The following is a 21,862-nucleotide window of genomic DNA, read 5'->3' on the forward strand; positions in this document are numbered from 1 at the left end:
CTATACAGATGGGTTATTATCTTTTACATTCACATTGTGAAGTTGTATAAACCTCTCTAACAACAGTTAAAAAGTTCTCTAACACAACAGACTGTTCATCTAGTCTCCATCCAGCATATAAATTTATTTTTGGGGTATTTTCTTGAATTTCTTTATATATAACTCCCGTTTTTTTATAACTTTCCACTGATGACGGAACGACAGAAATCCCCATTCCTGCTGCAACTAAATTCACAATCGTTTGCATTTGAATCGCTTCTTGAACAATATTTAAACTTACTCCATGTTCCCAAAAGTAACTAATAATTACATCATAAAAGTTTGTACCAAAATGACGTGGAAATAAAATAAATGGTTCATCCACTAATGATTTAATTGGAATGTTACGTAACATAACGAAAGGGTGATCTTCATGCAAAACCAATTTTAAATATTCTACAGAACAAACTTCGGAAGTTAAAATTTCATTATTCTGCTTGGAACGAATAAATCCAATATGAATTTGTTTTTCATAGAGTGCTTTTATTTGTTGATCTGTTGTCATTTCGCGTAATATGAGCTTAATTTTAGGAAACCGTTCTCGAAATTTTTTTAATACATTTATAACGGTTTCTGTAGAATCGACAAACCCAATTATTAAATGTCCTATCTTTCCTTCATCCGCAAGCTGTGTTTCTTTAATCGTTCTATCTACTTGAAGCAGCGTTTGTCGCGCACCTTCTAAAAATATTTTCCCAGCATCGGTAAGCTCAACCATTCTCTTTGTCCGGTAAAAAAGTTGAACCCCTAATTCATCTTCTAATTTACGAATCTCTTGGCTTAAAGGCGGTTGTGCCATCATAAGACGCTCTGCTGCACGACTAAAGTTTAATTCTTCTGCCACTGTTATAAAATATCTCATTTTCCGAATATCTATTGCAATCCCCCCTATTATTAACAACTAGCAAAGAAGCCCTCCTTCTAATAAATCGTAAATAAAAAACAGGAGGAAAATATATCAATCCCTTTTCTTTTTTATCATAAATCATTTCATTGTAAATACGAGATGAAAATCATTAAAAATTCTAAATTACAAGTATAAGAGTGAATGTTATCCTCAAGAGCATCTTATGATAAGTTGAATTATATGTTTTCAGCAATTTTATTACTTGCATATATTATTTCATTTACCATTTTAGTTGAGTAACTAGTTTTTGATATTGTATTCACCTAATTGTAAAAACAAAGTATCATTTATTATTCAATATTTTTTTATTGTTTTTCAATAAAATTTTATTGATTATTTCCCCTTAATAAGCTATTATAAGTTTGCAGAAAATATGAAAGTAAGGATTGAATTTATGGACAAGACATTAAAAATCATAAAATCAAATATGTTTTTAAAGATTTTTCTCATCCCGATTATAGTAGGGATTATTGTTGGTATACTAACTAAATTGGGTCAAGGTATACTTCCAGGAAATTAGAATTCATTAGCTAACCTAGGAAGTGTTTGGTTAGTTCCATCCTTTTTTGTGGCTAGTCTTAGTTATTCTAAGCGTACAGCTATGCTTTCCGGTATACTTGCGCTGCTAGGTATGGTTTTAGGCTATTATGGTTATGCAATAATTATTAAAAATGTAGCTCACTCTATTTATTTTATATCTGTATGGATTGTATGTGCATGTATAGGAGGAACTATCTTCGGAATTGCAGGTTTTCTATGGAAAGATACTACAAATCCTCTTCATAAATTCGGAAGCGCACTTATAAGTGGAGTTTTTGTAACGGATGGGCTTCACATTCTTTTAAATTTTGAAGACTACAGTCACATGTTACCTGTTGGATATACCGAAGTGATAGTCGGAATTATCTTGATTCTTGTATTGGAACGATCTAATGCTAATCGAATTTCTTCTTTTTTAGTGGTGATTCCTATCATTATTTTAGGTTTAATTGGATATAAATTATTAAGTTTGTTTGCTTAATTACAATTCATAAAGCTAGCTCTTTCAAAGGGGTAGCTTGTTTCTTACAAAAAATTATCTATCAATTAACTTATTATTAAATCCTTCTAATTTAACAGTCGTATTTATTATCATTTCATTTACTCGCTATAAAATAAGGCTAAAAAACTTAACTCCAAAGTTCTTTAGCCTAGATCACTTTTTTACACATTAAAAAATGTTATTTGTACAATGGTACCTTTACCAACTTCTGAATGAATTTCTACACGATGCCCTAATTGTTTCGTAATTTCATATACAAGATATAACCCCATTCCAGTTGATTCTTTAAAATCTCTACCATTTTCTCCTGTAAAGAACGGTTTAAATACTCTTGGTAAATCTTGCTTCGGTATCCCGACGCCACTATCGGCTATTTCAAGTACAACAGTATTACATTCCTTACATGCTTTCACTTTAATCTTTTCTCTACTACCTGATGAGTATTTAATCGCATTCGATATAATTTGTCCTATTAAAAATTGCAACCATTTCGCATCACTTTCTACAGTAATACCTTTATCAATTTCAAGCTCTGGATATACAAAATTCCGGATAAAGAAGCGTTTATGTTCATGCACGGAATCATTTACTACTTTATGTAGTTGGACTCTTTCTACATAAAAATCTTGTGTAAATGCTTCTAAACGCGCGACATATAATGCCATCTCTAATCCCTTTTTCAAGCGATCTGTTTCCTCATTAATACTTTCAAAACGCGAATCCACTTCATCCTGTGTAATTAATTCTATTACAGATAGAGGTGTTTTCATTTGATGAATCCACTGATTCATAAAAGTTAAATGATCATTATTTTTTCTTTCTTGTAATTGCAGTTGATTTTGATAATGACGATATTGTGCATCAAGCAAATCTTGGAGAGCAGTAGATACAACTGCAAAATCAGATTTTTGAACGGATTCATCCAAAGATTGCAATGGATTTGCTAAACGCTCATAAAAAGAACGATGTGTAAAATAACGAAATATTAAGTAGCTTACCATAAAAAAAGCACCTAAAAACATTGCATATAATGCTGTTGTAATATGATTATGTCCATCAAACCAATATACGAGGAATATGGCTAGTAGTTGGAGCACTGTAAAACAAATAAGTGGTATATGGTCACGTATAAACAGCCTTATCATTTTTCCACACCATTTTCCCAAGTAATATGCAACCTATATCCAACACTACGAATTGTTTCAATCGCATCCTCAATATGTAATGTTTTTAACTTTTTACGCACACGTGTTGTATTTACACTTAATGTATTATCATCAACGTAAGATTCACTATCCCATAACTTATTAAGTAACACTTCTCTACTCACAACACGCGGATAATTTTTCATTAACATTTCTAATAAAATGGCTTCGTTTCTCGTTATATCAATCTCTTGATTCCGCAACTTCAATACAAGCCTTTCGGGATATAAACTAAGTCCTTGTTGCTCAACCATTCTTTCTTCTAGTTTCGGTGCATAATCACCGTAAGCACGTCTTAAATGGCTACGAATTTTTGCCATTACAACTTCATAATGAAAAGGCTTCGGAATAAAATCATCGCCACCATTTTCTAACGCCATAACCTGATCCATCGTACCTTCACGGGCCGAGATAAATAAAATTGGACATGTGGAAACTCCGCGAATTTGACGACACCAATAGTAACCGTCAAAGCTTGGTAAATTAATATCTAATAAAACTAACTCTGGTTGTTCTTCTAAAAATATGTCTAACACATTTTGAAAATCCGATATTACAATTCCTTGGTAACCGTATTTCGCAACATAAGTTGATAATAGCTCCGCAATTTTCATATCATCTTCAACAATCATAATTTTGACCATTCTTAAACTCCTTTTAATTCACAATCTCAAATATACTTATACAAAGTAAATACTACCTCTTTTTATTTCATCCGTAAATTAAAAAAGGATACTTTTAAAAAACAGCATCCTTCTTCTAGTATTCTTATTTAATATTAAATTTACTCCAATTAAAACCTAGCTTTTCCGCATATTCCATTCCTAGTTCCATCCGCGTCGTTTTTAGTGGATCCACTACTTGGCAAACTTTTAAATTACCCGCTGCTGATAATAAAAGAGTTGCATCTGCTTTAGACATTTCTAATTCCTCATGTAAAAATGTCACCATATTATGTACAGCACGATTCGCTGCATCGTCTAACAATTTCTCTGAAGCAATCGTCATTACTTTTTCTTTTTGGATAGCCATTGGTAGTGGCCATTTCTTTCCTTTTATAATCTGAACTGTTACCGTCACCTCACCAGCAACCTCTACTCCACTAACACCAATTTCACCATCACCCATCGCTGCATGTAAATCGCCTAATGCTAATAGAGCACCAGGAACATTTACAGGTAATAACAATGTTGTCCCTTCTTTTATCTCTTTACAGTCCATATTTCCGCCATGGTCATGCGGTGTTCCACAGGAAATACTCTCCTCTTTCGGCGCAGTACCAATCACACCGATCATTGGATTAATCGGAATTTGCAGTTCATTTGAAAACAAAACATGTTTATTATGTATTGAGACGATTTTCACTGTATTTTCATTTAGCACTTCACCCATTACACCGAGGTTCGCACCTGTAGTTAAAACACCCTGCTCTGCAATTTTAATCTTTTCAATCGTTACGGCCAATATATCATCCGGTTCTGCACCTGTAATATATACAGGCCCAGTCGCTGGATTAATTCGGTTCCAATCTAATTCTTGGAACACAACATCTTCAGAATCAATTTGGTTTTCAAAGCAATCATATGTTTCAAATACAAGACGGCTCCCAATTTCCACTTCCATATACGGCTTATTTTCTGGTGACATTGCGTAAATAATGTCATCTTTATGAATTCGATACATAATACCTCTCCCCTTTTCTATTTATCTACTATTACTAATTAACTTTTTTTATACAAACTCCTATTAAAATCAAATATTATTTTTATGTAAAAAAGCACGTAGCTTATTTTATAACATACACTCTTTACTATAACAGAAAGGTGGTATCACTATGCCCCTTATTCCATATAACGAAAGCGATGTTGATTTACTAGCTCGTTTAATTCGTGCTGAAGCTGAAGGAGAAGGTCGACAAGGTGAACAGCTTGTTGGCTGCGTTGTTGTGAATCGTGTATTTTGCGATTGCTTAGATTTCAAACAACTCCGTACCGTTCGTGATGCTGTATATCAAAGCCCCGGTGGATTTGAAGCGGTACAATATGGATATTTTTATCAACGCGCTCGTGAGTCAGAAAAAGAAATTGCAAGAAAGGTTTTACAAGGTGAATGGCGCTGGCCAGCACGATGGGCTCTTTGGTATTTCCGTCCAGTTGGAGCTTGCCTACCTGAATGGTATAATCAGCCGTTTGTAGGGCAATTTAAAAGCCATTGTTTTTATGAGCCAAGTGGTGATGAATGTCCAAAACTGTATACACGGTAGTAAAATTTACAACGCAAGCACTTAGATCTTTGAGTACTTGCGTTGCTTTTAGCTATATATTAGAAATCTAATAAAGTGATGATTTTTTTGATGCCTACCACATGTATTAATAACGGTATACGTGGGCCACTTGATTGATTCATAACGAGCCTATATATAATGGTGAATAATAGCTTTTGATTTCCTTTCATTATTTTTTTATTTTCATGATGACAAATCGTATACAGTTGCTCCATTAAATTAGAATATTCTTTATTAGAACGAAGTGTTTTACAAACTTCTTCCACCCAGTTTTTCTGTCTATCTTCTAATGTGTTATAAAACTCCGTATTCTTCTCTTTATTTACCGTAATCAATTTTTCAGATTGAAAATTTCTTATCCAATACTCTGCACGATTACTTATCGCAATCATTTCAGGTAATGCATAACTCCTATCTATTTTCTCTAATATATTTTGTAAAATAGAGGAATCAAAATTTAATAGTGGTAAAGTACTTGCAACTTGATTAAACTTTGGATATTCTTTAAATCGGTTATCAACTCTAGAAAGTTTAATTGCATCAAATAAATCTTCATTTTTTAGTGCTTCATTTTCATAACTATCTTTCAATCGTTCATACTCTGTATAATTTCGGATCACATCTTCATCAAGGCCAATATGAAAAGCTGCGCCTGGCCTATATTTTGCAAATATAAAAAGAATTACTTCTGGTACATACACTTTTAATAAGTCGCTAGGTGTAATGCTATTCCCTGAAGAACTAGACATTTTTTCATGATTACCTTTAATACCAATGAAATCATAAGCAACGTAATGAGGCGCTTCACGATTGAATATTTTCCTTACAATTTCTTTTGATACATTGTAACTACCTGTTTCCGATGAATGATCTCTTCCGCCTGGTTCAAAAATAACATCCTCTATCATCCATCTCATCGGCCAATCAATTTTCCAATTCAGTTTCATTTTATTTGTATTTACTACCGATAATTCATTTTCATTTCCGCATTCACATGCATACCGTACTGTTTCTAATACTTCATCAAATTGTGTAATCGTTGTTGCATCTTTCCCGCACCTCTCGCAATATAACGTAACTGGATAAAAGTTTTCTCTATCTTCTTCAAAATGAACTCCTGTTTTAAAACGCATTAAAATATCATATATTTCTTTTATGCAAAGCCTCTAATATATTGCCATTATACCTTCCGCTTCTATATTCAGCATGTTGATATATGAATTCCACTTCAATCCCAAATGCTTGAAGCGATTTCTCAAACTCTTTTTCAAAATGCTCTGCATATGAGTTATGACATCCATGCGGATCAGGGATATCACAGTACGGCATACCAATGTATCTTGCAAAAGATGGATCAATATTTTTAGGAACTTTTCTAAACCTGTCATAATCATCCCATGAAAAGATAAAACGAGTCTTTTCCCCTAAATTTTGCAGAGCTCTTACAACAAAATAAGTCGTTACTATTTCACGGAAGTTTCCAATGTGAACAGAACCAGATGGACTAATTCCAGATGCACAAACAAAAGTTTCTTTATTTGGATGTTTTCTAATTAATTCATGTGCTACTTCATACGCCCAATGCATATGTCACTCACCTCAATTATTTTTTGTTTTCACATTTTCAGTTTTATACAACAAAAAAACTCCCACCCCCAAGATTATTCATCTTGAGGACGAGAGTTATTAGCTTCGCGGTACCACCTCAGTTTGTTAATACGTCACCATATTAACCTTTTCAGGTACGGCAAAATATGCTTATACCCTATCTCTATAACGGGAGAACCCGTCGCACCATCCCTAAATAAATTAGTTCCTTGCGCAGCTCCAAGTCTTTTTTCATTAAGATGTATACCGCTCTTTCTCAGCTACCAGAGCTCTCTGTACGTATTCTTTCTTAACTACTCTTCTCTTCCATGCCATTTTAAATGTTGATTTTTACATATGATAATTTATTACACGTTTATTGTCAAATTTTTCTGAACGGTAATACATTACATATAATTATCTAAAAAAATGTTTTATCGCTTCTAATTGAATCTTGTGGCTACATTCATCACAACAATATATCCCTTTCGATTTCTCTTTAAACCGCTTATATTGTTCACTACCTTCATATACTCGGAATATATTTTTACAAGAAAAGCAAACAACCTCATAAAACATCATATGCATTTTCCTCTCTGTGTTTATACACTTTTTTAATATGAGAAGGACTGTTTTCTACATTGCAAATCTTAAGATTCTCTCGCTAAAAGGTTTACCTCTATTTTTATCGAATTATATAAATATCTTATAATGCGAGGTGAACATCTTGTTTAGTAATATAGAATTAGTTTTAGATGCTAAAGCAACTTTAGCTGAAGGACCATGTTGGAATGAAAAAAAGCAACTTTTATATTGGGTTGATATTATGGAGAAAACATTATGCATCTATAATCCCACTAACAATACAAACCGGGTAATTGCCCTTAATCAGCAAATCGGCTGTGTTGTTCCATATGTAGAGGATGTAGTACTTTTAGCAACGGAAAACGGATTTTACTCTCTTAACCTGAAAACAGAAAAACTGACACATATTTATGATCCTGAACCACATTTAGTAGAAAATCGTTTTAATGATGGGAAATGTGATCCAGCTGGTCGCTTCTGGGCGGGTACTACTGATTTAAATGGAATAAATGCTGCAGGTTCCTTATATTGTTTATATAATAATTTGAGCGTTGAGAAAAAAGTTTCATATGTAAATACATCAAATGGAATCGCTTGGTCACCTGATCATACATACCTTTATTTTATTGATACACCTACTAAAAAAGTAGTTCGTTTTCATTATGATATACGTACTGGAGAAATTAGTAATCCAACTGATGTTATCCTTTTTCCTGAAAATGATGGTTTACCTGATGGGATGACAATCGATGAAGAAGGTTGCTTATGGATTGCACATTGGGGTGGTTCGAAGATTACTAGATGGAATCCTTTGACTGGAGAACAAATATTAAGTGTTCCAATTCCTGCATTATATGTAACGTCGTGTACATTTGGAGGCCATAATTCAACTGACTTATATGTTACGACAGCCAGAACAAGAATGACGGATGAAGAATTAAAAAAGTACCCACATGCTGGTGGTATCTTTCGAATTCAAACGAATATAAAAGGCTGTCCTACCTATTCATTTTGCAGTGAACATATTGGAGCTGAAACAATATGAATCGTATCGATTACATAAGACAAGAAGAAAAGAAATATCATGACCTTTGTTATGAACAATATAAACTATTTGAGACTGGATCTTGGCTTTACAAACCAGTTAAAACAGTTATGGACATGATGGACTATTTCGAAGGACAAAACAACTTGCAAGTACTTGACCTCGGATCTGGCGTTGGAAGAAATAGTATTCCAATTGCACAAAAAATAAAAAATTGTAGCGGCACTGTTACTTGTGTTGATTTACTTCATTCTGCTTTAACAAAGTTACAAGTTTATAGCAAAGTACATGGTGTATTTGAAGTAATAAAAACGGAACAAATAGTAATTGAAAACTACTATATTCCTCCTAACACTTATGACTATATCGTTGCAGTATCAAGTTTAGAGCATGTTAAATCAGAAGAAGATTTTAAAAACGTGCTCCACTCTATGAAAAAAGGCACAAAGAATGATGGTATCAATTGTTTAATTATCAACTCGAACATACGAGAAATAGACAAGAAAACGAATCAAACATTAGATGCTTTAATTGAAATTAATCTCCCTACCGAAGAAATGATACATCTATTAAAAAGCATTTATACTGGATGGAAAGAAATAAAACTTGAAATAAAAGAATTAGCATATGATATAGTTCGAAATGAAAGAAAGATTCAATTAAAAACAAATGCTATTACTTTTGTCGTTCAGCAATAATCGTATAAAAAGAGAAGAATATTTCTCTCGAATTCATTTTTATTATACGAGATTTGTATATTTAAATATTCATGAAATAAAACAAAAAAACCATGCTTTGACGTTGTCTATCTAAAGCATGGTTCCTATTCGAGATACTATAAAACTACTCAATTATTAAGAGAATTCATTAACTGGAAGAAATAATCAGGTTCATGAGTCTTATGTAAGTTATACCATGAATGAAGTGTATCCGGCGCAAGTACATCCAATTTTTTCAGTACTTCCATTGCGAACTCCAGAGGGGCTACTCCAGATGCAGTAATGAGATTTTGGTCAGATGCTACAGGTCCCATTTCATACAAATTTTCTCCATTATAATTCGGGCAAACCATTTTCATATAATCTAAACTATTACTTGTATGCTTTCTATCATCTAAGAATTCGTAATTTGCAAGCCCTATAGTTGCACCGCAAATCGCAGCAACAATTACGCCCATCTTTAAAGCTTCATCAACTTTTTGCAAAATAGGTTTATGTATATTTTCACTCCAAGTATTTCCTCCAGGTAAAATTAATAGATCGTTACTCTCAAACACACATTCATCTAGGGAAATATCTGGCTTTATATTCAAGCCTCCCATTGAAATAACCGTTTCTTTATTTACTCCTACTGTAATTACTTTTAAAGGCGCTAACCCTTTTTTGAAATATCTTCCTGTATTCAGTTCAGCAATTAAATGTCCGTATTCCCAATCTGACATCGTATGAAATACATATAAATAAGCTTTTCTTGTTTGCATTCAATAACACTCCGTTCAAGTACTTTATTCTCTATTACAGCACAACTATTAATTTCAACAAGTGCTACATTAAGTTTAACATTATATTCTATATTTATGGTTTAAAATCCCAAATAGAATACCCATAAAAATCTATTATCACATAAATAAAAGAGCACTCGTTTCCGCAAGTGCTCTTTTCGGGGATTTTGAGATATCCTATTAACGAAAGTTAAGGTTACTTAAAGTTAAGAGGTATTTATAATATATGCTCGTCCTCTTTATTGGTTCATATTCAACATATAGAGATTGTTAGTAATGCTTACAATTCTTTATTTATTGTTCTTTCTTACATTTTATCATTAAAAAATTGATTGAAGGCTTATTTTCCATGTTCTTATTTGGTTCGTCAATTTCCGAAACTTGTACTAGTCCATATTCATTAAAATCATGTTTTATAGATTCAGAATCATAGAAGAACATTTTTACACCTTCCATTATCTCAAAATAATCTTGGTCCAACTGTTTCCCTTTTCCGTACATTGGCGCTTTTTTAGAAACCGTTGTAAAAACCATATATCCGCTTGGTTTTAACTGATTATAACAATCTTTAATAAATTTCTCACGCTCATGCTTATTCAACAAATGAAGAAGTGCATGACTAAATATCCCATCATAAAGATTGTTATCAAAAGGCATATCATTTACTGAACCGTGATACATACTAATATTTTCTAGTCCGTTTTGCTTTGCTAAATCGATGGCTGTTTTTGAAATTTCAATACCTGTTACATTTATCCTATTATCAATAAAAACCTTTGCATTTCTTCCATATCCAATACCCGGAACTAATATATTCTTAACGTTCTTTTCAAGAAAAAAATCTTTCGTCATAATTGCGGATTCTGTAGGTTCAAACCCCCACATCGTTTGTTTTTCAATAAAACTTGACTCCCAAAATCCCATTATGTATCTATCTCCTTATTTTCAATCCATTTTTAGTATCAAAGTAAAGGCAAATTTTTTGTATTGTTAGTATATAGTTTTTTCTTCTATTCATACGACTTACCTTAGTCATCGTAGCCCCATTGAATATAGCATAATAATAAGCCTATATCTATTATAAAGATTGGTTAAAAATCTACCCTATTTTATTAATCCTTACGTTTATAGAAAATAAAAAAACAGCCAATATTTTTATTGTAGTATTGGCTGTTTCTCATGAAAAATTATCTTTTTATATTGTACTGATCTAATACTTTTTCTAATATTTCTAAAGTTATTGGTTGTGCTTGTTTTATTAATTGATAGCCAATACGCCCATTCGGTTCCGCTGTAACTTGCTGTAAATTTTTCACATCATGAATCCCTTTTTCTCTTAATTGCATATAAAGTTGTTGTTCTGACATTTTTGCCCGTATCAAATTTGCTTTTAAAATCTTTCCGTTTTCAACAATTACAATGCTACTTCCATTTAGGAATTGCTCCACCTTCCTTGATTTCAATTCAAAGAAATGAATGATAAGTAGTATGCTCGAAAATATGATTGCAGCAAAGATAGATGGAACTACTTTCCTACTTAATACAGGTTCTACAATAATACGTCCAATTGATACAACTATAATTATTTCAGCTCTCGTCATTTGGCTAACAGATGTACTACCTGTCATTTTTAAAACAATAATTCCAGTAAGGGTTAAAATAATACTTTCCCAAATTATATTCATAATAGCCCAATCCTTTAATGGTGAATGTTATTAGCATTCCCATTAAAAGATTATTTTACATACTTATCAAATTTTTAAATCCTTCAGACCATAATGGAAATAAAGGTGTCCATCCATACTCTTTACGTGCCTTATAATTTGAGGCTCCTCTTTCCCAACTATTTTTCCCAGCTTGAGCTTTAGGAGCCGGTGCCCCAATTGCAGCTGCGTATATTGGTAACCATTCTTTACTAGTTGCTGGGGAATCATCTACAATATTTACGATTCCTGGAGGCCAATTAAGAGCTAACATAGTTGCTCTAGCGGCATCTTCGACATGTATAAAAGAGCTTATCCCATCTGTTGCAATCATTTCATTATTACGAACTTGATTTGCAATTAAGCCGTTTTCCGCATACCATGTTCCCGGTCCGTATAGTGTACCGTAACGAAGAATAATCGATTCTGGTAACTCAGAAACAGCTGATTCTAATTTTAATATGCCATTAACAGTGATTTGCCGAGGCATAGGAGCAGTAATATGTAGTGAATCTTTTTCTGTCGCAAATGTATCCCCTGCTTCATACGCCCATGAAATACTTTGAGCGATTATTTTCTTTACCCCTACATTTTTTGCGGCATCGACAAGGTTACAAGTGCCTTTTGTTCTAATTTTTGCATTATCCTCAAAATTCCATGTTGACAATGACGTTAATTGATGTATAACTACATCGGGAGTTGTTTCTTCCAATACAGAAAATACAGCCTGTCGATTAAACACATCGGCTATTACTGGTATAGCACCAATTTTCTTCATTGCTTCTACTTGTAATTCATTACGAATCATTGCAAATACCGTATGCCCCTCTTTTATTAACATAGGTAATAAAGAACGTCCTATAACACCTGTTGCACCTGCTACAAATATTTTCATATATGTTCCTCCTCATTTAGTAATCATAAATGTGACGAAACAGATGTGAGGTTTGTGACAAATATTTTCTCTATTTTTTCGTTATTCATATGAAACATATACTTTTAATGGTTTAATTATCCCTAAACTCAATTCTTCAAAGCATTGTATGAGTGAAGTATACTGTATTTCATGTTGAAAGATTTCTTCTATAAATGGTGTTTTTCTTATTTCTTTAAAAAACCAAGCTGCATGTTTTTGATAATCGTATCCATCACTTGATCCAATAATTTGCAATTCTTTCTGATAAAAGTTGGCGGTTAATGTTAGTTCTTCAATATTACCATCAGAAAGTATACATATTTGTCCATTAGTTTTAAGAGCTTTTTGCAATACATGGAATCCGCTATTTGTAGCAGAACATTCGAAACCATAATCATATGTTTCTATTATCTGTTCTTCTGAATCAAATGTGTTTTTTACACCAAATTTCTTTGCAAATTCTCTTCTAGTCCCATCAGGTTCAACAACATCCACATATTCAACACCTACATTGTTTTTCAAGTAATAACAAGCGAGTAAACCGATAACTCCCAATCCAGTTATAAGTACTTTTTTATTTTTACTTGGATTTAATTTTAATACTCCTTTAGCAGCATCACACGAAAGAATAGATAATAAAGCAACTTTAGGTTGTATAGAACTAGGTACTCGAATTACTTTATGCGCCTTAACTATTCCTATCGTTTCATGTCCATAAAAAGAAACTACTTTATCACCTACTTTTAAATTTGTTACTTTATTCCCAACTCGAATCACTTCACCATAACTTTCATATCCGGTTTTTCTTGGATAAAAAGGATTCGTATCTGTAACATCGGATCCATTATACTGCGGTAACTCTGCCCCAATACTTATTGCTCCCGCGATTGTTTTAACGATAATTTCATCATCTTGTATGGACCTAATTTCATTCGTTTCCCACTCAAGTTGTTTAGGTCCTTTTAAAATTAACTTATATCTTTCCATTTATATCCTCTCTTTTTATAAAAATATATTCAAAATAGCTTTTGAACTATTTATAATCATTAATGTGAATGTTTCATCCAAAATTTAAACTATAAAGTCGGTTAGTAATCAACAGTGATAATATGATAATTGAATTTGATGGATATGGAATTAATGAGTATGTAATTGGACAATACATCTCAATTACGAAATTACAAAGGATGTATTTGAATGTAAAACATGAAGAAATTTCTAATGATGGTTTCATCGATTTATTTTGTGTTCGACATAATTATGAACGTATTCCCCATTCTTTTTATAAAGACGTTATAAGTCTAGATACCGCCTATATTTATTTACCTAATAGATAAATTATCCTTGCCCATGTTTGTACCGTTTATGTTTCTATACATTTCTGTTCAACATCTAATATTAAGATTACTATTCTGATAACATTTTAAGAAGAGTTGTTGTCGCCCAAATGAAATAAGCAAGTTGCGTCATGATATACATCGTAATTTCAAAACCAGTAAGCTTTCTTTCTCTTTTCATTTTCTTTAAATATCTATAAAAACAAAATGAACATAAAAGTAATAAAACAATGGATAATTGATATAAATTTTCCACTAAAAGAACTGCCATTTATTTCATCACCTTTCCAATAGAAAATAGGCTATAGTTCAAGCATATCATAAAAATGGAACTAATTACCACATCACATAAAACAGATATTCCCCAATTAAAACCAGTCACCTTTTTGAATTTCTTCAATACAATGTTATGTAATCAACTACACACGATATAATAGGAGATTACTTTCTTTCACTGCAAATGCTTAGGAGGAAGTTGTACATGCATTTGATTCATAACATAAGTAAAGCGTTTCATAACCTATGTAGCTACGATACGGAGAATTTAATACACGCTATTCAATCATTAAATATTTCACTTCATAAAATATCTCCTTTTATTACCTCACCAGTTAACCACGAATACGGAAGAAACGTTATCTATCAGTCTGAATTTGTGGAGATTTTAGTATTAAATTTTCCCAGCAAAGCAAAGACTTTTGTTCATGATCACGGAATATCTTTAGGTTGTATACTAATAGTCGATGGTACCTTACAAAATATAACGTACGAAAACAATAGCGAGCGGATTGAAGAATTTTCAGAGGGAAATATTTTCACCGTAAAAAAAGATACTGTGCATAAAATGTATAATGCTACAGATTCAACAGCAATAACTTTCCACGTATATTCCCCACCATTAAAAGATGTCCAAATATATGAATAGTCTTTAGGAGGAGGAAATATGCATAATTTGAAGGATTCTTATATAAAGAGCTTACAAGACGGTCGTAACGTTTGGCTCTATGGAAAAAAAGTAGATGTAACTACAGACAAACATTTTGCAGGAACACTAAGTACCATTTCCAATTTATTTTCATTGTTTGATGATCCAATACGAAGAGATTCTGTTGGATACGTAAGTCCAAAAACGAAAGACTTTGTCCATACAGCATTTTTAGTTCCGAATTCCTATAACGAATTATTAATGAGGAGAAGAGCTTTTGAAACGTGGAGTTATGCTACAGACGGCGTAATGAGTAGATTATCTGATTACGCAAGGTCGAGACTTACTGGCTGGTACGTATCAAGATATTTTTATAAAAAATTCGATGCGCGGTTTCCAGATAAAATTACATCTTATTATGAAGAAGCGAGAGATAAGCACTCGTTTTTAAGTGTAGTCCAACGTGATCCACAGATAAATCGCTCTACAGAATCAATGTTAAATGCAGATGATTTAGGATTACTAAGAGTTACGAAGAAAACTTCTGACGGAATTTATTTAAATGGTGCAAAAATGATAGGAACCGCTTCGCCTTATTCAAATGATTTATTAATCTATCCATTAACAAAGCTGACTGACGCTCAAAAAGATTTAGCTCATTTCCTCATTGTGGCAGCCAATTCCCCTGGATTACATATGGTTTGTAGAGAACCATTTGCGAATACACATTCAAATACAGTTGATTCCCCTATTAGCTCACAGTACGATGAAATGGATGCACTATTAATCTTTGATAATGTATTTGTGCCATGGGAACGTGTCTTACTGTATAACAACCCTGAAGCATTATGGACCTTAAAATCAGATATAGCTTCTAGTAGTTTAGCTTATCACCAAGCAATTGTACGATTAGTAGTAAAGCTGGAATTTATAACGGCAATTGCTTGTGAAATTGCTGAAGCAATCGGTGCTACTACTTATTTGCATGTTCAAGAGAAACTTGGAGAATTAATTATGCAAATTAAAACAATCCGCGCTCTCTTAATTGCCGCAGAAGTTGAAGGTACTATTTACGAAAATCAAACATATTTGCCAAACTTTAAATATATTGAAACGGCAAGAAATCTTGGTTCGAAATATTATCCCCGCGCAATAGAGATTTTGCAGTTAATTGGAGCAGGTGGCTTTATTCAACTACCTTCCAGCATGCAAGATTTCCAAAGTCCGATATCCGATTTGTTGAAAAAACATTTTAAAGGAACAAACATCGATGCCAAACAACGTACAAAACTATTTAAATTAGCATGGGATATCGTCGGAAGCCCGCTAGGATCCAGACACGAATTGTATGAAAGGTTTTATGCAGGAGACCCCATACGGAATACAGCTACCCAATATATAAATTACGATAAAAACCACTTTAAAAAGATGCTAAATAAATATTTATCTTAATGAAAAAGAGCACTCTTTGCTAAGAGCGCTCTTAAAAAGATTATACAGCTGTCTAATTAAAAAATTCCTTTACCACCTTGTTTCGTAACAAGCTCTGCAGTTTCTTCAATCGTTCCAGCTCTCCCCATATACGATAGATTTCCTTCTCTACGTCTTCCTTTTACATATACAGTTGCTCTAGATTCGCCGAGCATCATCGCAATGCCTCTTCCAGCAACTCTTGTCATTCTGGTTATAACTGCTACTTTTCCTTGTAATGGTTTCATGTACTTCTTCTTACTTTTTATAATTAATTTAAATTATTTCCCACGTACTCTCACCATCATATTTTTTCGTAATAATTTTAATCATATTAATTATCCGCTGTAAAATGATAGTACAGTTATTTATTTTTAAAACCTAAAATTAAATTACCCCGTTCTGATTTTAAGAAGGGGTTAAAATATAACTAATTACAGTTATTTATTATTACAACCTTATACCTTGTTGCGCAGAAGCGTGATTCACACTTTCCTGTTCGAAATGAGCACATCTAAATAGTGTTGATTGTACATAATACCTAATATGTTTCCGAAGGGATCGACTATGGAAGCGGTGATGAATCCCTCACCGCGCTCTGTAGGTGCCTCATACTCTTTCGCACCCATAGATAGCAGCTTATTGAAAGTTTCTGTTACATCATCAACATGCCAGTATACTATAGCACCAGATGGTCCGGTCACTGCATCAGATGGCGCATAACGACTATCGATTAAACCTAGCTCGTGTTGGTAGTCGCCAAGGCGAAATTCGGCATATCCCGGGCGTTCGAAATATGGTTTGCTACCTAATAATTCAGCATACCATTCCTTTGCTGCTTCTAGATTATCTGCCCAAAAACTAACGGTGGTTAATCCTCGTAATGTCTTTGTGTCGCTCATAATCGATTCCCTCCATACTGTTGAGTTTCACTTCTCAATGCTTAACGAAATAACATCTTCTGAATTAATTTCGATTTTCTTATTAATATTCCTATCTCTTATTTCAGAAAATGACCCTTTAGTGACACAGCTGAGATTTTTAAGCATCTTCATTGTAGAAGTTTCTGATGTCATTTGAAATTCAACAATTTGATAGTAACTTCACAACAATACATACAAGGTTATTATTTTCCCTCTCACAATAAACCTCCTTATTCGTATTATTCTTTTTTAAATTGAAAATCTAGACGTGCCGATTGCTTTACTTCCTCGATTACTTTGCGAATTCCTTCTTCAATCTTATCTTCTTTTACATTCGATACGTTTAACTTTAACAATCTCTCTTTAGGAAAACCTTTGACGTAATTTTTATCAATAGAATCAATATTTATTTGAATGTCACTCAATTTCTCAAAAAACATTTCCGAAATACTTGTTTTATGTATTTCTAAACAATTATGAATTCCTATCGTACTATGCTTTTTATATGTAAATAAAAGTGGGTTTTCATTTTGCACTTTCTCTAATATTTCTGCTAGTTTTTTTGATCTATCGTAATAGGAAGATTTAATTTTATTTTTATGGCGTTCGAACATGCCACTCTTTATATAAATTTCTAATGCAGCTTGGGATATCATTGGACTATCGATATCTAAAATCTTTTTATATTTATGAAAAGCATTTGCAATAGCTGGTGGAATAACCGCCACACCGACTCGTAAACCAGGAAATATAATCTTCGAGTAACTTTTCAAATATATGACATGATTACAATTATCCAAGCTATATAACGGATCTGCTTTTGAATCAGTTTCTAAATCTGCTAAATAATCATCTTCTACTATAAATACATTATACTTCTTAGCCAATAGCACTATTTTTTCTTTCTCATCTTTAGAATAAGAAGTTCCAAGCGGATGATGATATCTCGGTATCGTATAAAAGAATTTTATTTTTTCTGTTCGAAATATACGTTCCAATTCATTTAAGTCGATACCTTCATTCGTACGTTTAATACCGATTACAGGAATTTTATTTATTTCTAGATATTCAATATATAGATGATAGGTTGGCTGTTCAATTAATATCGTTTCATTTTCATTCGGAAATGGTATTGATGTTAATATAGCAAGCGCTTGCTGCACACCTGACGTTATAAAAATATTTTCTTCTTTTGTGAAAACTTGATAGTTTGTCAGCTGTTTTTGAATAACTGGAATTAGAGTTGGTAAACCTTTCGGCGTTCCATATATGAACAAGTCGTTTTTATATGTATCAATGGCCTTATTAATACAATGTTGAAAATCTAAATACGGAAACACATCTGGATCTGGTGCTGAGGAAGCAAAATCAATTATCTCGTTAGTTTCTATGATACTCCCGGATTTCTTAACAACGTAGTATCCACTTTGAGGGACGGAATAAATAATATGACGCTTTTCTAATTCATGAAGTGCACGTATAACTGTCGCCTTATTACATTCATATTGCGTAACTAAAGCCCGAATAGACGGTAATTTTTCCCCTTCTTTTACCTCTCCATTTTGAATCATACTTTCTAAGTCGTTTAAAACATGTAAATACTTATACATCATTACCACCTCAACATTTAATTTGTACCGGTACAGTTTGTATTTGTTCACATTGTAGCACTAGATCAGAAAGATTACTATGTACGTATACTGGCCAGTATGAAATCAACTACTATGAGGTGAAATTATGAAACATACAACAAAGGCATATTTATCAGCATTACTCTATTCATTTATTATTGGATTCTCCTTTATGTTTGTGAAATTAGCACTAACAGTTACGAGTCCCCTCGATACTCTTGCTCATCGTTTTACAATTGCTTTCGTAGCTGCAAGCATTCCCGTTATTTTCGGTTTTGTAAAGTTAAATATATCATTTAAAAACATACTTGCCCTTTTACCAATTGCAATATTTTATCCAGCACTATTTTTTGCTTTCCAAGCGTTTGGCTTAGTGTATACAAGCTCATCTGAAGCTGGAATTATCCAAGCGGCAATTCCTATATTTACGATGATATTAGCTTCTTATTTTTTAAAAGAATATACGAATATATGGCAAAAAATCTCTGTTTTCATTTCTGTCATCGGTGTCATTTATATATTTATCATGAATGGTTTAGGGGCTCATGAAACTAGTCTCATCGGTGTTATTCTTATTCTGTTATCGGCATTATCATCTGCTTGCTATAATGTGTTAGCTCGAAAAATGACAAAGAATTTCAGGCTAATGGATCTAACTTACACAATGACAGCGATTGGTTTTATTAGTTTTAATGTAATTGCTATCACTAGCCATATAAACAAAGGTACATTAACTATATTCTTTAAGCCATTTATGAATGGAACATTTCTTATTTCCATTTTATATTTAGGATTACTATCTTCTTTACTGACCGCATTGTTATTAAACTATTCATTATCTTATATTGAAGCAGCTAAAATAAGTGTTTTCAGCAATTTATCTACACTTATTACCATTATCGCAGGAGTTGCATTCTTACATGAACAAATCGCATACTACCATATCATCGGCACAATTCTGATTGTTCTTGGAGTAGTGGGCACAAACTTTTTAGGAAAAAAAGGGATTGTAATAAAGAAAAAGAATACTTCCTTAAGTAAATAAAAAGTGAGGGATATATAATGCAGCGCGTAAATACGATTGATATTAGTAATATACTTGAATTGGAACAAGCTCTTTCAACTTTAATAAATAAAAAGATTTCTTCAAAACTAGACCTTGAACACTGGTTAAAAGAACAATCTACATTAATTTGGGAAATCGAAGAACAATTACGATTACACTATATCGCCTTTCAAAGTAATACAGATAATAAAGAAATAAAAGATACTTTTGAACATGATCAACAATTTGTAAAGCCACTTTTAAAACGTTATCAAAATTTATTTAATAATAAATACTTACAGTCACCATTTCGAATGGAATTAGATTCTAAAGTATATGGTTTATTAGATGTAAAAATAAAAAATGCTCAAACTTTATTTTGCGAGGAAAATATCGAATTAGAAATTAAAGAAGACCAATTAGTAACAGAGTACTTTGAAATTACAGGAGGACTAAGTGGAAATTGGGACGGCGAAGAAAAAACGATAACGGAATTACAATCCTATTTACAAAATCCGAATCGTGACATCCGTAAAAAAGCAAAAACAATTATTTCTGAACAGTTTTTATCTGTTGAAAAAGAACTCCAAAGCATCTTAAATACATTAATTAACATTCGCCATCAAAAAGCAAAAAACATTCAAGTCGAGAATTATCGTGATTATATGTTTAAAAAATATGAGCGTTTTGATTATACAGCAGCAGATTGCTATGAACTAGCCGAATCAATACGAGAGTACGTTGTACCACTTAAAGATAAAATATTACAAGAGAAAAAAGAGAAACTAAAAGTAGATACGCTTCGTCCATGGGATGTAACAGCTGTAGCCCCTGATCAAAAAGTGCTTAAACCAATTGCAAATGAAAAAGATTTAATTGAAAAATGCACTTACATCTTCAATAAACTAGATGTTGAATTTTCAGCGTTATTAAACCGAATGTATAGTCATGATTGCTTAGATTTAGGAAGTCGTAAAGGAAAAGCAGCTGGTGGTTTTTGTGAGTACTTACCTGCTTCTCAATTATCTTTTATATTTATGAACCTAAACTATACACAAGATGATATTATTACTTTCATACATGAAATGGGTCATAGCATTCATAATGAGTGCGTAAAACCATTAGAATTACGACAGTATATAGAAATTCCTGCTGAAACGGCTGAACTAGCTAGTATGACAATGGAAGTATTCTCCATAGACTATTGGGATACTTTCTATACAGACAAAGAAGATTTAAAACAAGCAAAAATAAACTACTTTAAAGATGTTATTTCATATTTACCAAGTATGCTTATCGTAGATCAGTTCCAACACTGGTTGTATGAAAACCCTAATCATACTGCTGAGGAAAGAAACGAAAAATACTTACAACTTCAAAAAGTTTATCAGTCTAGCGTCATACATATCGATGGTTACGAAAACTGGATAGCAACGAGTTGGTTGCCAGTACTTCATATTTTTGAAGTACCATTCTATTATATCGAATATGCAATCGCACAACTTGGTGCACTGCAAATGTATAAACAATATAAAGAAGATCCTAAACAAGCACTAAATAATTATAGAAAGGCATTATCACTAGGAAGCTCAAAATCTATAAAAGAAGTGTATGAAGCAGCTGGTATTCGTTTTGATTTCTCTGGTGAAACTATTAAAGAATTAATGACGTTTGTAGAAGCAGAGTTAGATTCACTTGAACGTATATAAATAGAAAG

Annotated in this window: 21 protein-coding genes, 3 pseudogenes and 1 other annotated feature; of the genes and pseudogenes, 9 read left to right on the plus strand and 15 right to left on the minus strand. The window is 32.5% G+C overall.

Annotation, left to right across the window (positions count from 1 at the left end; translation table 11 throughout):
- Window positions 1-16: 16 nt before the first annotated feature.
- Window positions 17-916 (minus strand): LysR substrate-binding domain-containing protein, encoded by a 900-nt coding sequence (locus G9F74_RS12725; protein WP_307838068.1) that lies wholly within the window; start codon window positions 914-916, stop codon window positions 17-19.
- Between the two features lie 424 nt (window positions 917-1,340).
- Between G9F74_RS12725 and G9F74_RS12730 the strand changes: the two are divergent.
- Window positions 1,341-1,967, plus strand: a pseudogene (locus tag G9F74_RS12730) (DUF6518 family protein).
- A 182-nt stretch (window positions 1,968-2,149) separates the two neighbouring features.
- Here G9F74_RS12730 and G9F74_RS12735 read toward each other — a convergent pair.
- From G9F74_RS12735 to G9F74_RS12745, 3 genes are all read right to left on the minus strand, one after another.
- On the minus strand, window positions 2,150-3,133 hold the full coding sequence (locus tag G9F74_RS12735) for a sensor histidine kinase (protein WP_000620173.1): 984 nt from the start codon (window positions 3,131-3,133) through the stop codon (window positions 2,150-2,152).
- Window positions 3,130-3,837 (minus strand): response regulator transcription factor, encoded by a 708-nt coding sequence (locus G9F74_RS12740; RefSeq protein WP_000239006.1) that lies wholly within the window; start codon window positions 3,835-3,837, stop codon window positions 3,130-3,132. Before G9F74_RS12740 ends, G9F74_RS12735 begins: the two co-directional genes overlap by 4 nt.
- Before the next feature lie 124 nt (window positions 3,838-3,961).
- Window positions 3,962-4,876, minus strand: coding sequence for an acetamidase/formamidase family protein (locus tag G9F74_RS12745; RefSeq protein ID WP_016108496.1), 915 nt, complete (start codon window positions 4,874-4,876; stop codon window positions 3,962-3,964).
- 151 nt (window positions 4,877-5,027) lie between these two features.
- Here G9F74_RS12745 and G9F74_RS12750 point away from each other — a divergent pair, with 151 nt between their 5' ends.
- Window positions 5,028-5,456: a cell wall hydrolase gene (locus G9F74_RS12750; RefSeq protein ID WP_001128413.1), complete on the plus strand. Its 429-nt coding sequence runs from the start codon at window positions 5,028-5,030 to the stop codon at window positions 5,454-5,456.
- 59 nt (window positions 5,457-5,515) lie between these two features.
- Here the strand turns inward: G9F74_RS12750 and lysS are convergent.
- Both lysS and G9F74_RS12765 read right to left on the minus strand, forming a co-directional pair.
- Window positions 5,516-7,064: pseudogene (gene lysS, locus G9F74_RS12755) on the minus strand (lysine--tRNA ligase).
- Window positions 7,065-7,146: 82 nt separating this feature from the next.
- Window positions 7,147-7,403: a binding site (T-box leader), on the minus strand.
- A gap of 78 nt (window positions 7,404-7,481) precedes the next feature.
- Window positions 7,482-7,652 (minus strand): DUF2197 domain-containing protein, encoded by a 171-nt coding sequence (locus tag G9F74_RS12765; protein WP_044810524.1) that lies wholly within the window; start codon window positions 7,650-7,652, stop codon window positions 7,482-7,484.
- Between the two features lie 139 nt (window positions 7,653-7,791).
- Between G9F74_RS12765 and G9F74_RS12770 the strand changes: the two genes are divergently transcribed.
- Both G9F74_RS12770 and G9F74_RS12775 read left to right on the plus strand, forming a co-directional pair.
- Window positions 7,792-8,694, plus strand: coding sequence for an SMP-30/gluconolactonase/LRE family protein (locus tag G9F74_RS12770; protein ID WP_000492438.1), 903 nt, complete (start codon window positions 7,792-7,794; stop codon window positions 8,692-8,694).
- A complete protein-coding gene (locus G9F74_RS12775; RefSeq protein ID WP_016108493.1) occupies window positions 8,691-9,392 on the plus strand; it encodes a class I SAM-dependent methyltransferase in 702 nt (233 codons plus the stop codon). The genes G9F74_RS12770 and G9F74_RS12775 overlap by 4 nt, the downstream gene beginning before the upstream one ends.
- 149 nt (window positions 9,393-9,541) lie before the next feature.
- Here the strand turns inward: G9F74_RS12775 and G9F74_RS12780 are convergent, their stop codons facing one another.
- The 5 genes from G9F74_RS12780 to G9F74_RS12800 form a co-directional block, all read right to left on the minus strand.
- The gene (locus G9F74_RS12780; protein WP_001194786.1) at window positions 9,542-10,174 is read right to left on the minus strand and encodes a type 1 glutamine amidotransferase family protein; all 633 of its coding nucleotides are present in this window, start codon (window positions 10,172-10,174) and stop codon (window positions 9,542-9,544) included.
- A gap of 315 nt (window positions 10,175-10,489) precedes the next feature.
- On the minus strand, window positions 10,490-11,119 hold the full coding sequence (locus G9F74_RS12785; protein WP_165406229.1) for a class I SAM-dependent methyltransferase: 630 nt from the start codon (window positions 11,117-11,119) through the stop codon (window positions 10,490-10,492).
- 263 nt (window positions 11,120-11,382) lie between these two features.
- The gene (locus tag G9F74_RS12790) at window positions 11,383-11,880 is read right to left on the minus strand and encodes a DUF421 domain-containing protein (RefSeq protein WP_016108491.1); all 498 of its coding nucleotides are present in this window, start codon (window positions 11,878-11,880) and stop codon (window positions 11,383-11,385) included.
- Window positions 11,881-11,935: 55 nt separating this feature from the next.
- The gene (locus tag G9F74_RS12795) at window positions 11,936-12,793 is read right to left on the minus strand and encodes an NAD-dependent epimerase/dehydratase family protein (RefSeq protein WP_016108490.1); all 858 of its coding nucleotides are present in this window, start codon (window positions 12,791-12,793) and stop codon (window positions 11,936-11,938) included.
- A gap of 81 nt (window positions 12,794-12,874) precedes the next feature.
- Complete coding sequence (locus G9F74_RS12800; protein ID WP_016108489.1) at window positions 12,875-13,801, minus strand: zinc-dependent alcohol dehydrogenase; 927 nt, start codon at window positions 13,799-13,801, stop codon at window positions 12,875-12,877.
- A 122-nt stretch (window positions 13,802-13,923) separates the two neighbouring features.
- Here G9F74_RS12800 and G9F74_RS30065 point away from each other — a divergent pair, with 122 nt between their 5' ends.
- Entirely contained in the window at window positions 13,924-14,151 is a 228-nt protein-coding gene (locus G9F74_RS30065; protein WP_002156414.1) for a hypothetical protein, read from the plus strand.
- 70 nt (window positions 14,152-14,221) lie between these two features.
- Here G9F74_RS30065 and G9F74_RS12810 read toward each other — a convergent pair whose 3' ends face one another.
- On the minus strand, window positions 14,222-14,422 hold the full coding sequence (locus G9F74_RS12810; RefSeq protein WP_000279693.1) for a hypothetical protein: 201 nt from the start codon (window positions 14,420-14,422) through the stop codon (window positions 14,222-14,224).
- Window positions 14,423-14,632: 210 nt separating this feature from the next.
- Here G9F74_RS12810 and G9F74_RS12815 point away from each other — a divergent pair, with 210 nt between their 5' ends.
- Window positions 14,633-15,076, plus strand: a complete 444-nt coding sequence (locus tag G9F74_RS12815) for a cysteine dioxygenase (protein ID WP_000550163.1) — start codon at window positions 14,633-14,635, stop codon at window positions 15,074-15,076.
- Window positions 15,077-15,094: 18 nt separating this feature from the next.
- A complete protein-coding gene (locus G9F74_RS12820) occupies window positions 15,095-16,528 on the plus strand; it encodes a 4-hydroxyphenylacetate 3-hydroxylase family protein (RefSeq protein ID WP_016108488.1) in 1,434 nt (477 codons plus the stop codon).
- Window positions 16,529-16,590: 62 nt separating this feature from the next.
- Here the strand turns inward: G9F74_RS12820 and G9F74_RS12825 are convergent.
- From G9F74_RS12825 to G9F74_RS12835, 3 genes and pseudogenes are all read right to left on the minus strand, one after another.
- A pseudogene (locus tag G9F74_RS12825) lies at window positions 16,591-16,794 on the minus strand (hypothetical protein); the annotation flags it as partial.
- Window positions 16,795-17,031: 237 nt separating this feature from the next.
- Window positions 17,032-17,448, minus strand: coding sequence for a VOC family protein (locus G9F74_RS12830; protein WP_001285473.1), 417 nt, complete (start codon window positions 17,446-17,448; stop codon window positions 17,032-17,034).
- 260 nt (window positions 17,449-17,708) lie between these two features.
- Window positions 17,709-19,079 carry an aminotransferase-like domain-containing protein gene (locus tag G9F74_RS12835; RefSeq protein WP_016108487.1) on the minus strand — a complete coding sequence of 457 codons (1,371 nt, stop codon included), beginning with the start codon at window positions 19,077-19,079 and terminating at the stop codon, window positions 17,709-17,711.
- Between the two features lie 127 nt (window positions 19,080-19,206).
- Between G9F74_RS12835 and G9F74_RS12840 the strand changes: the two genes are divergently transcribed.
- The gene (locus G9F74_RS12840; RefSeq protein ID WP_016108486.1) at window positions 19,207-20,145 is read left to right on the plus strand and encodes a DMT family transporter; all 939 of its coding nucleotides are present in this window, start codon (window positions 19,207-19,209) and stop codon (window positions 20,143-20,145) included.
- Window positions 20,146-20,162: 17 nt separating this feature from the next.
- Entirely contained in the window at window positions 20,163-21,854 is a 1,692-nt protein-coding gene (locus tag G9F74_RS12845) for a M3 family oligoendopeptidase (protein WP_016108485.1), read from the plus strand.
- The last annotated feature ends 8 nt before the right edge of the window (window positions 21,855-21,862 follow it).

Origin of the sequence: Bacillus sp. EKM202B, assembly GCF_011066025.1 — a bacterium.
Lineage (GTDB): Bacteria > Bacillota > Bacilli > Bacillales > Bacillaceae_G > Bacillus_A > Bacillus_A toyonensis.

Coding starts and splice junctions, on each gene's coding strand:
- G9F74_RS12735 (WP_000620173.1), bottom strand. CDS start 3,133: ATGATAAGGCTGTTTATACGTGACCATATACCACTTATTTGTTTTACA.
- G9F74_RS12740 (WP_000239006.1), bottom strand. CDS start 3,837: ATGGTCAAAATTATGATTGTTGAAGATGATATGAAAATTGCGGAGCTA.
- G9F74_RS12745 (WP_016108496.1), bottom strand. CDS start 4,876: ATGTATCGAATTCATAAAGATGACATTATTTACGCAATGTCACCAGAA.
- G9F74_RS12750 (WP_001128413.1), top strand. CDS start 5,028: ATGCCCCTTATTCCATATAACGAAAGCGATGTTGATTTACTAGCTCGT.
- G9F74_RS12765 (WP_044810524.1), bottom strand. CDS start 7,652: ATGCATATGATGTTTTATGAGGTTGTTTGCTTTTCTTGTAAAAATATA.
- G9F74_RS12775 (WP_016108493.1), top strand. CDS start 8,691: ATGAATCGTATCGATTACATAAGACAAGAAGAAAAGAAATATCATGAC.
- G9F74_RS12780 (WP_001194786.1), bottom strand. CDS start 10,174: ATGCAAACAAGAAAAGCTTATTTATATGTATTTCATACGATGTCAGAT.
- G9F74_RS12785 (WP_165406229.1), bottom strand. CDS start 11,119: ATGGGATTTTGGGAGTCAAGTTTTATTGAAAAACAAACGATGTGGGGG.
- G9F74_RS12790 (WP_016108491.1), bottom strand. CDS start 11,880: ATGAATATAATTTGGGAAAGTATTATTTTAACCCTTACTGGAATTATT.
- G9F74_RS12795 (WP_016108490.1), bottom strand. CDS start 12,793: ATGAAAATATTTGTAGCAGGTGCAACAGGTGTTATAGGACGTTCTTTA.
- G9F74_RS12800 (WP_016108489.1), bottom strand. CDS start 13,801: ATGGAAAGATATAAGTTAATTTTAAAAGGACCTAAACAACTTGAGTGG.
- G9F74_RS30065 (WP_002156414.1), top strand. CDS start 13,924: ATGATAATTGAATTTGATGGATATGGAATTAATGAGTATGTAATTGGA.
- G9F74_RS12810 (WP_000279693.1), bottom strand. CDS start 14,422: ATGGCAGTTCTTTTAGTGGAAAATTTATATCAATTATCCATTGTTTTA.
- G9F74_RS12815 (WP_000550163.1), top strand. CDS start 14,633: ATGCATTTGATTCATAACATAAGTAAAGCGTTTCATAACCTATGTAGC.
- G9F74_RS12820 (WP_016108488.1), top strand. CDS start 15,095: ATGCATAATTTGAAGGATTCTTATATAAAGAGCTTACAAGACGGTCGT.
- G9F74_RS12830 (WP_001285473.1), bottom strand. CDS start 17,448: ATGAGCGACACAAAGACATTACGAGGATTAACCACCGTTAGTTTTTGG.
- G9F74_RS12835 (WP_016108487.1), bottom strand. CDS start 19,079: ATGTATAAGTATTTACATGTTTTAAACGACTTAGAAAGTATGATTCAA.
- G9F74_RS12840 (WP_016108486.1), top strand. CDS start 19,207: ATGAAACATACAACAAAGGCATATTTATCAGCATTACTCTATTCATTT.
- G9F74_RS12845 (WP_016108485.1), top strand. CDS start 20,163: ATGCAGCGCGTAAATACGATTGATATTAGTAATATACTTGAATTGGAA.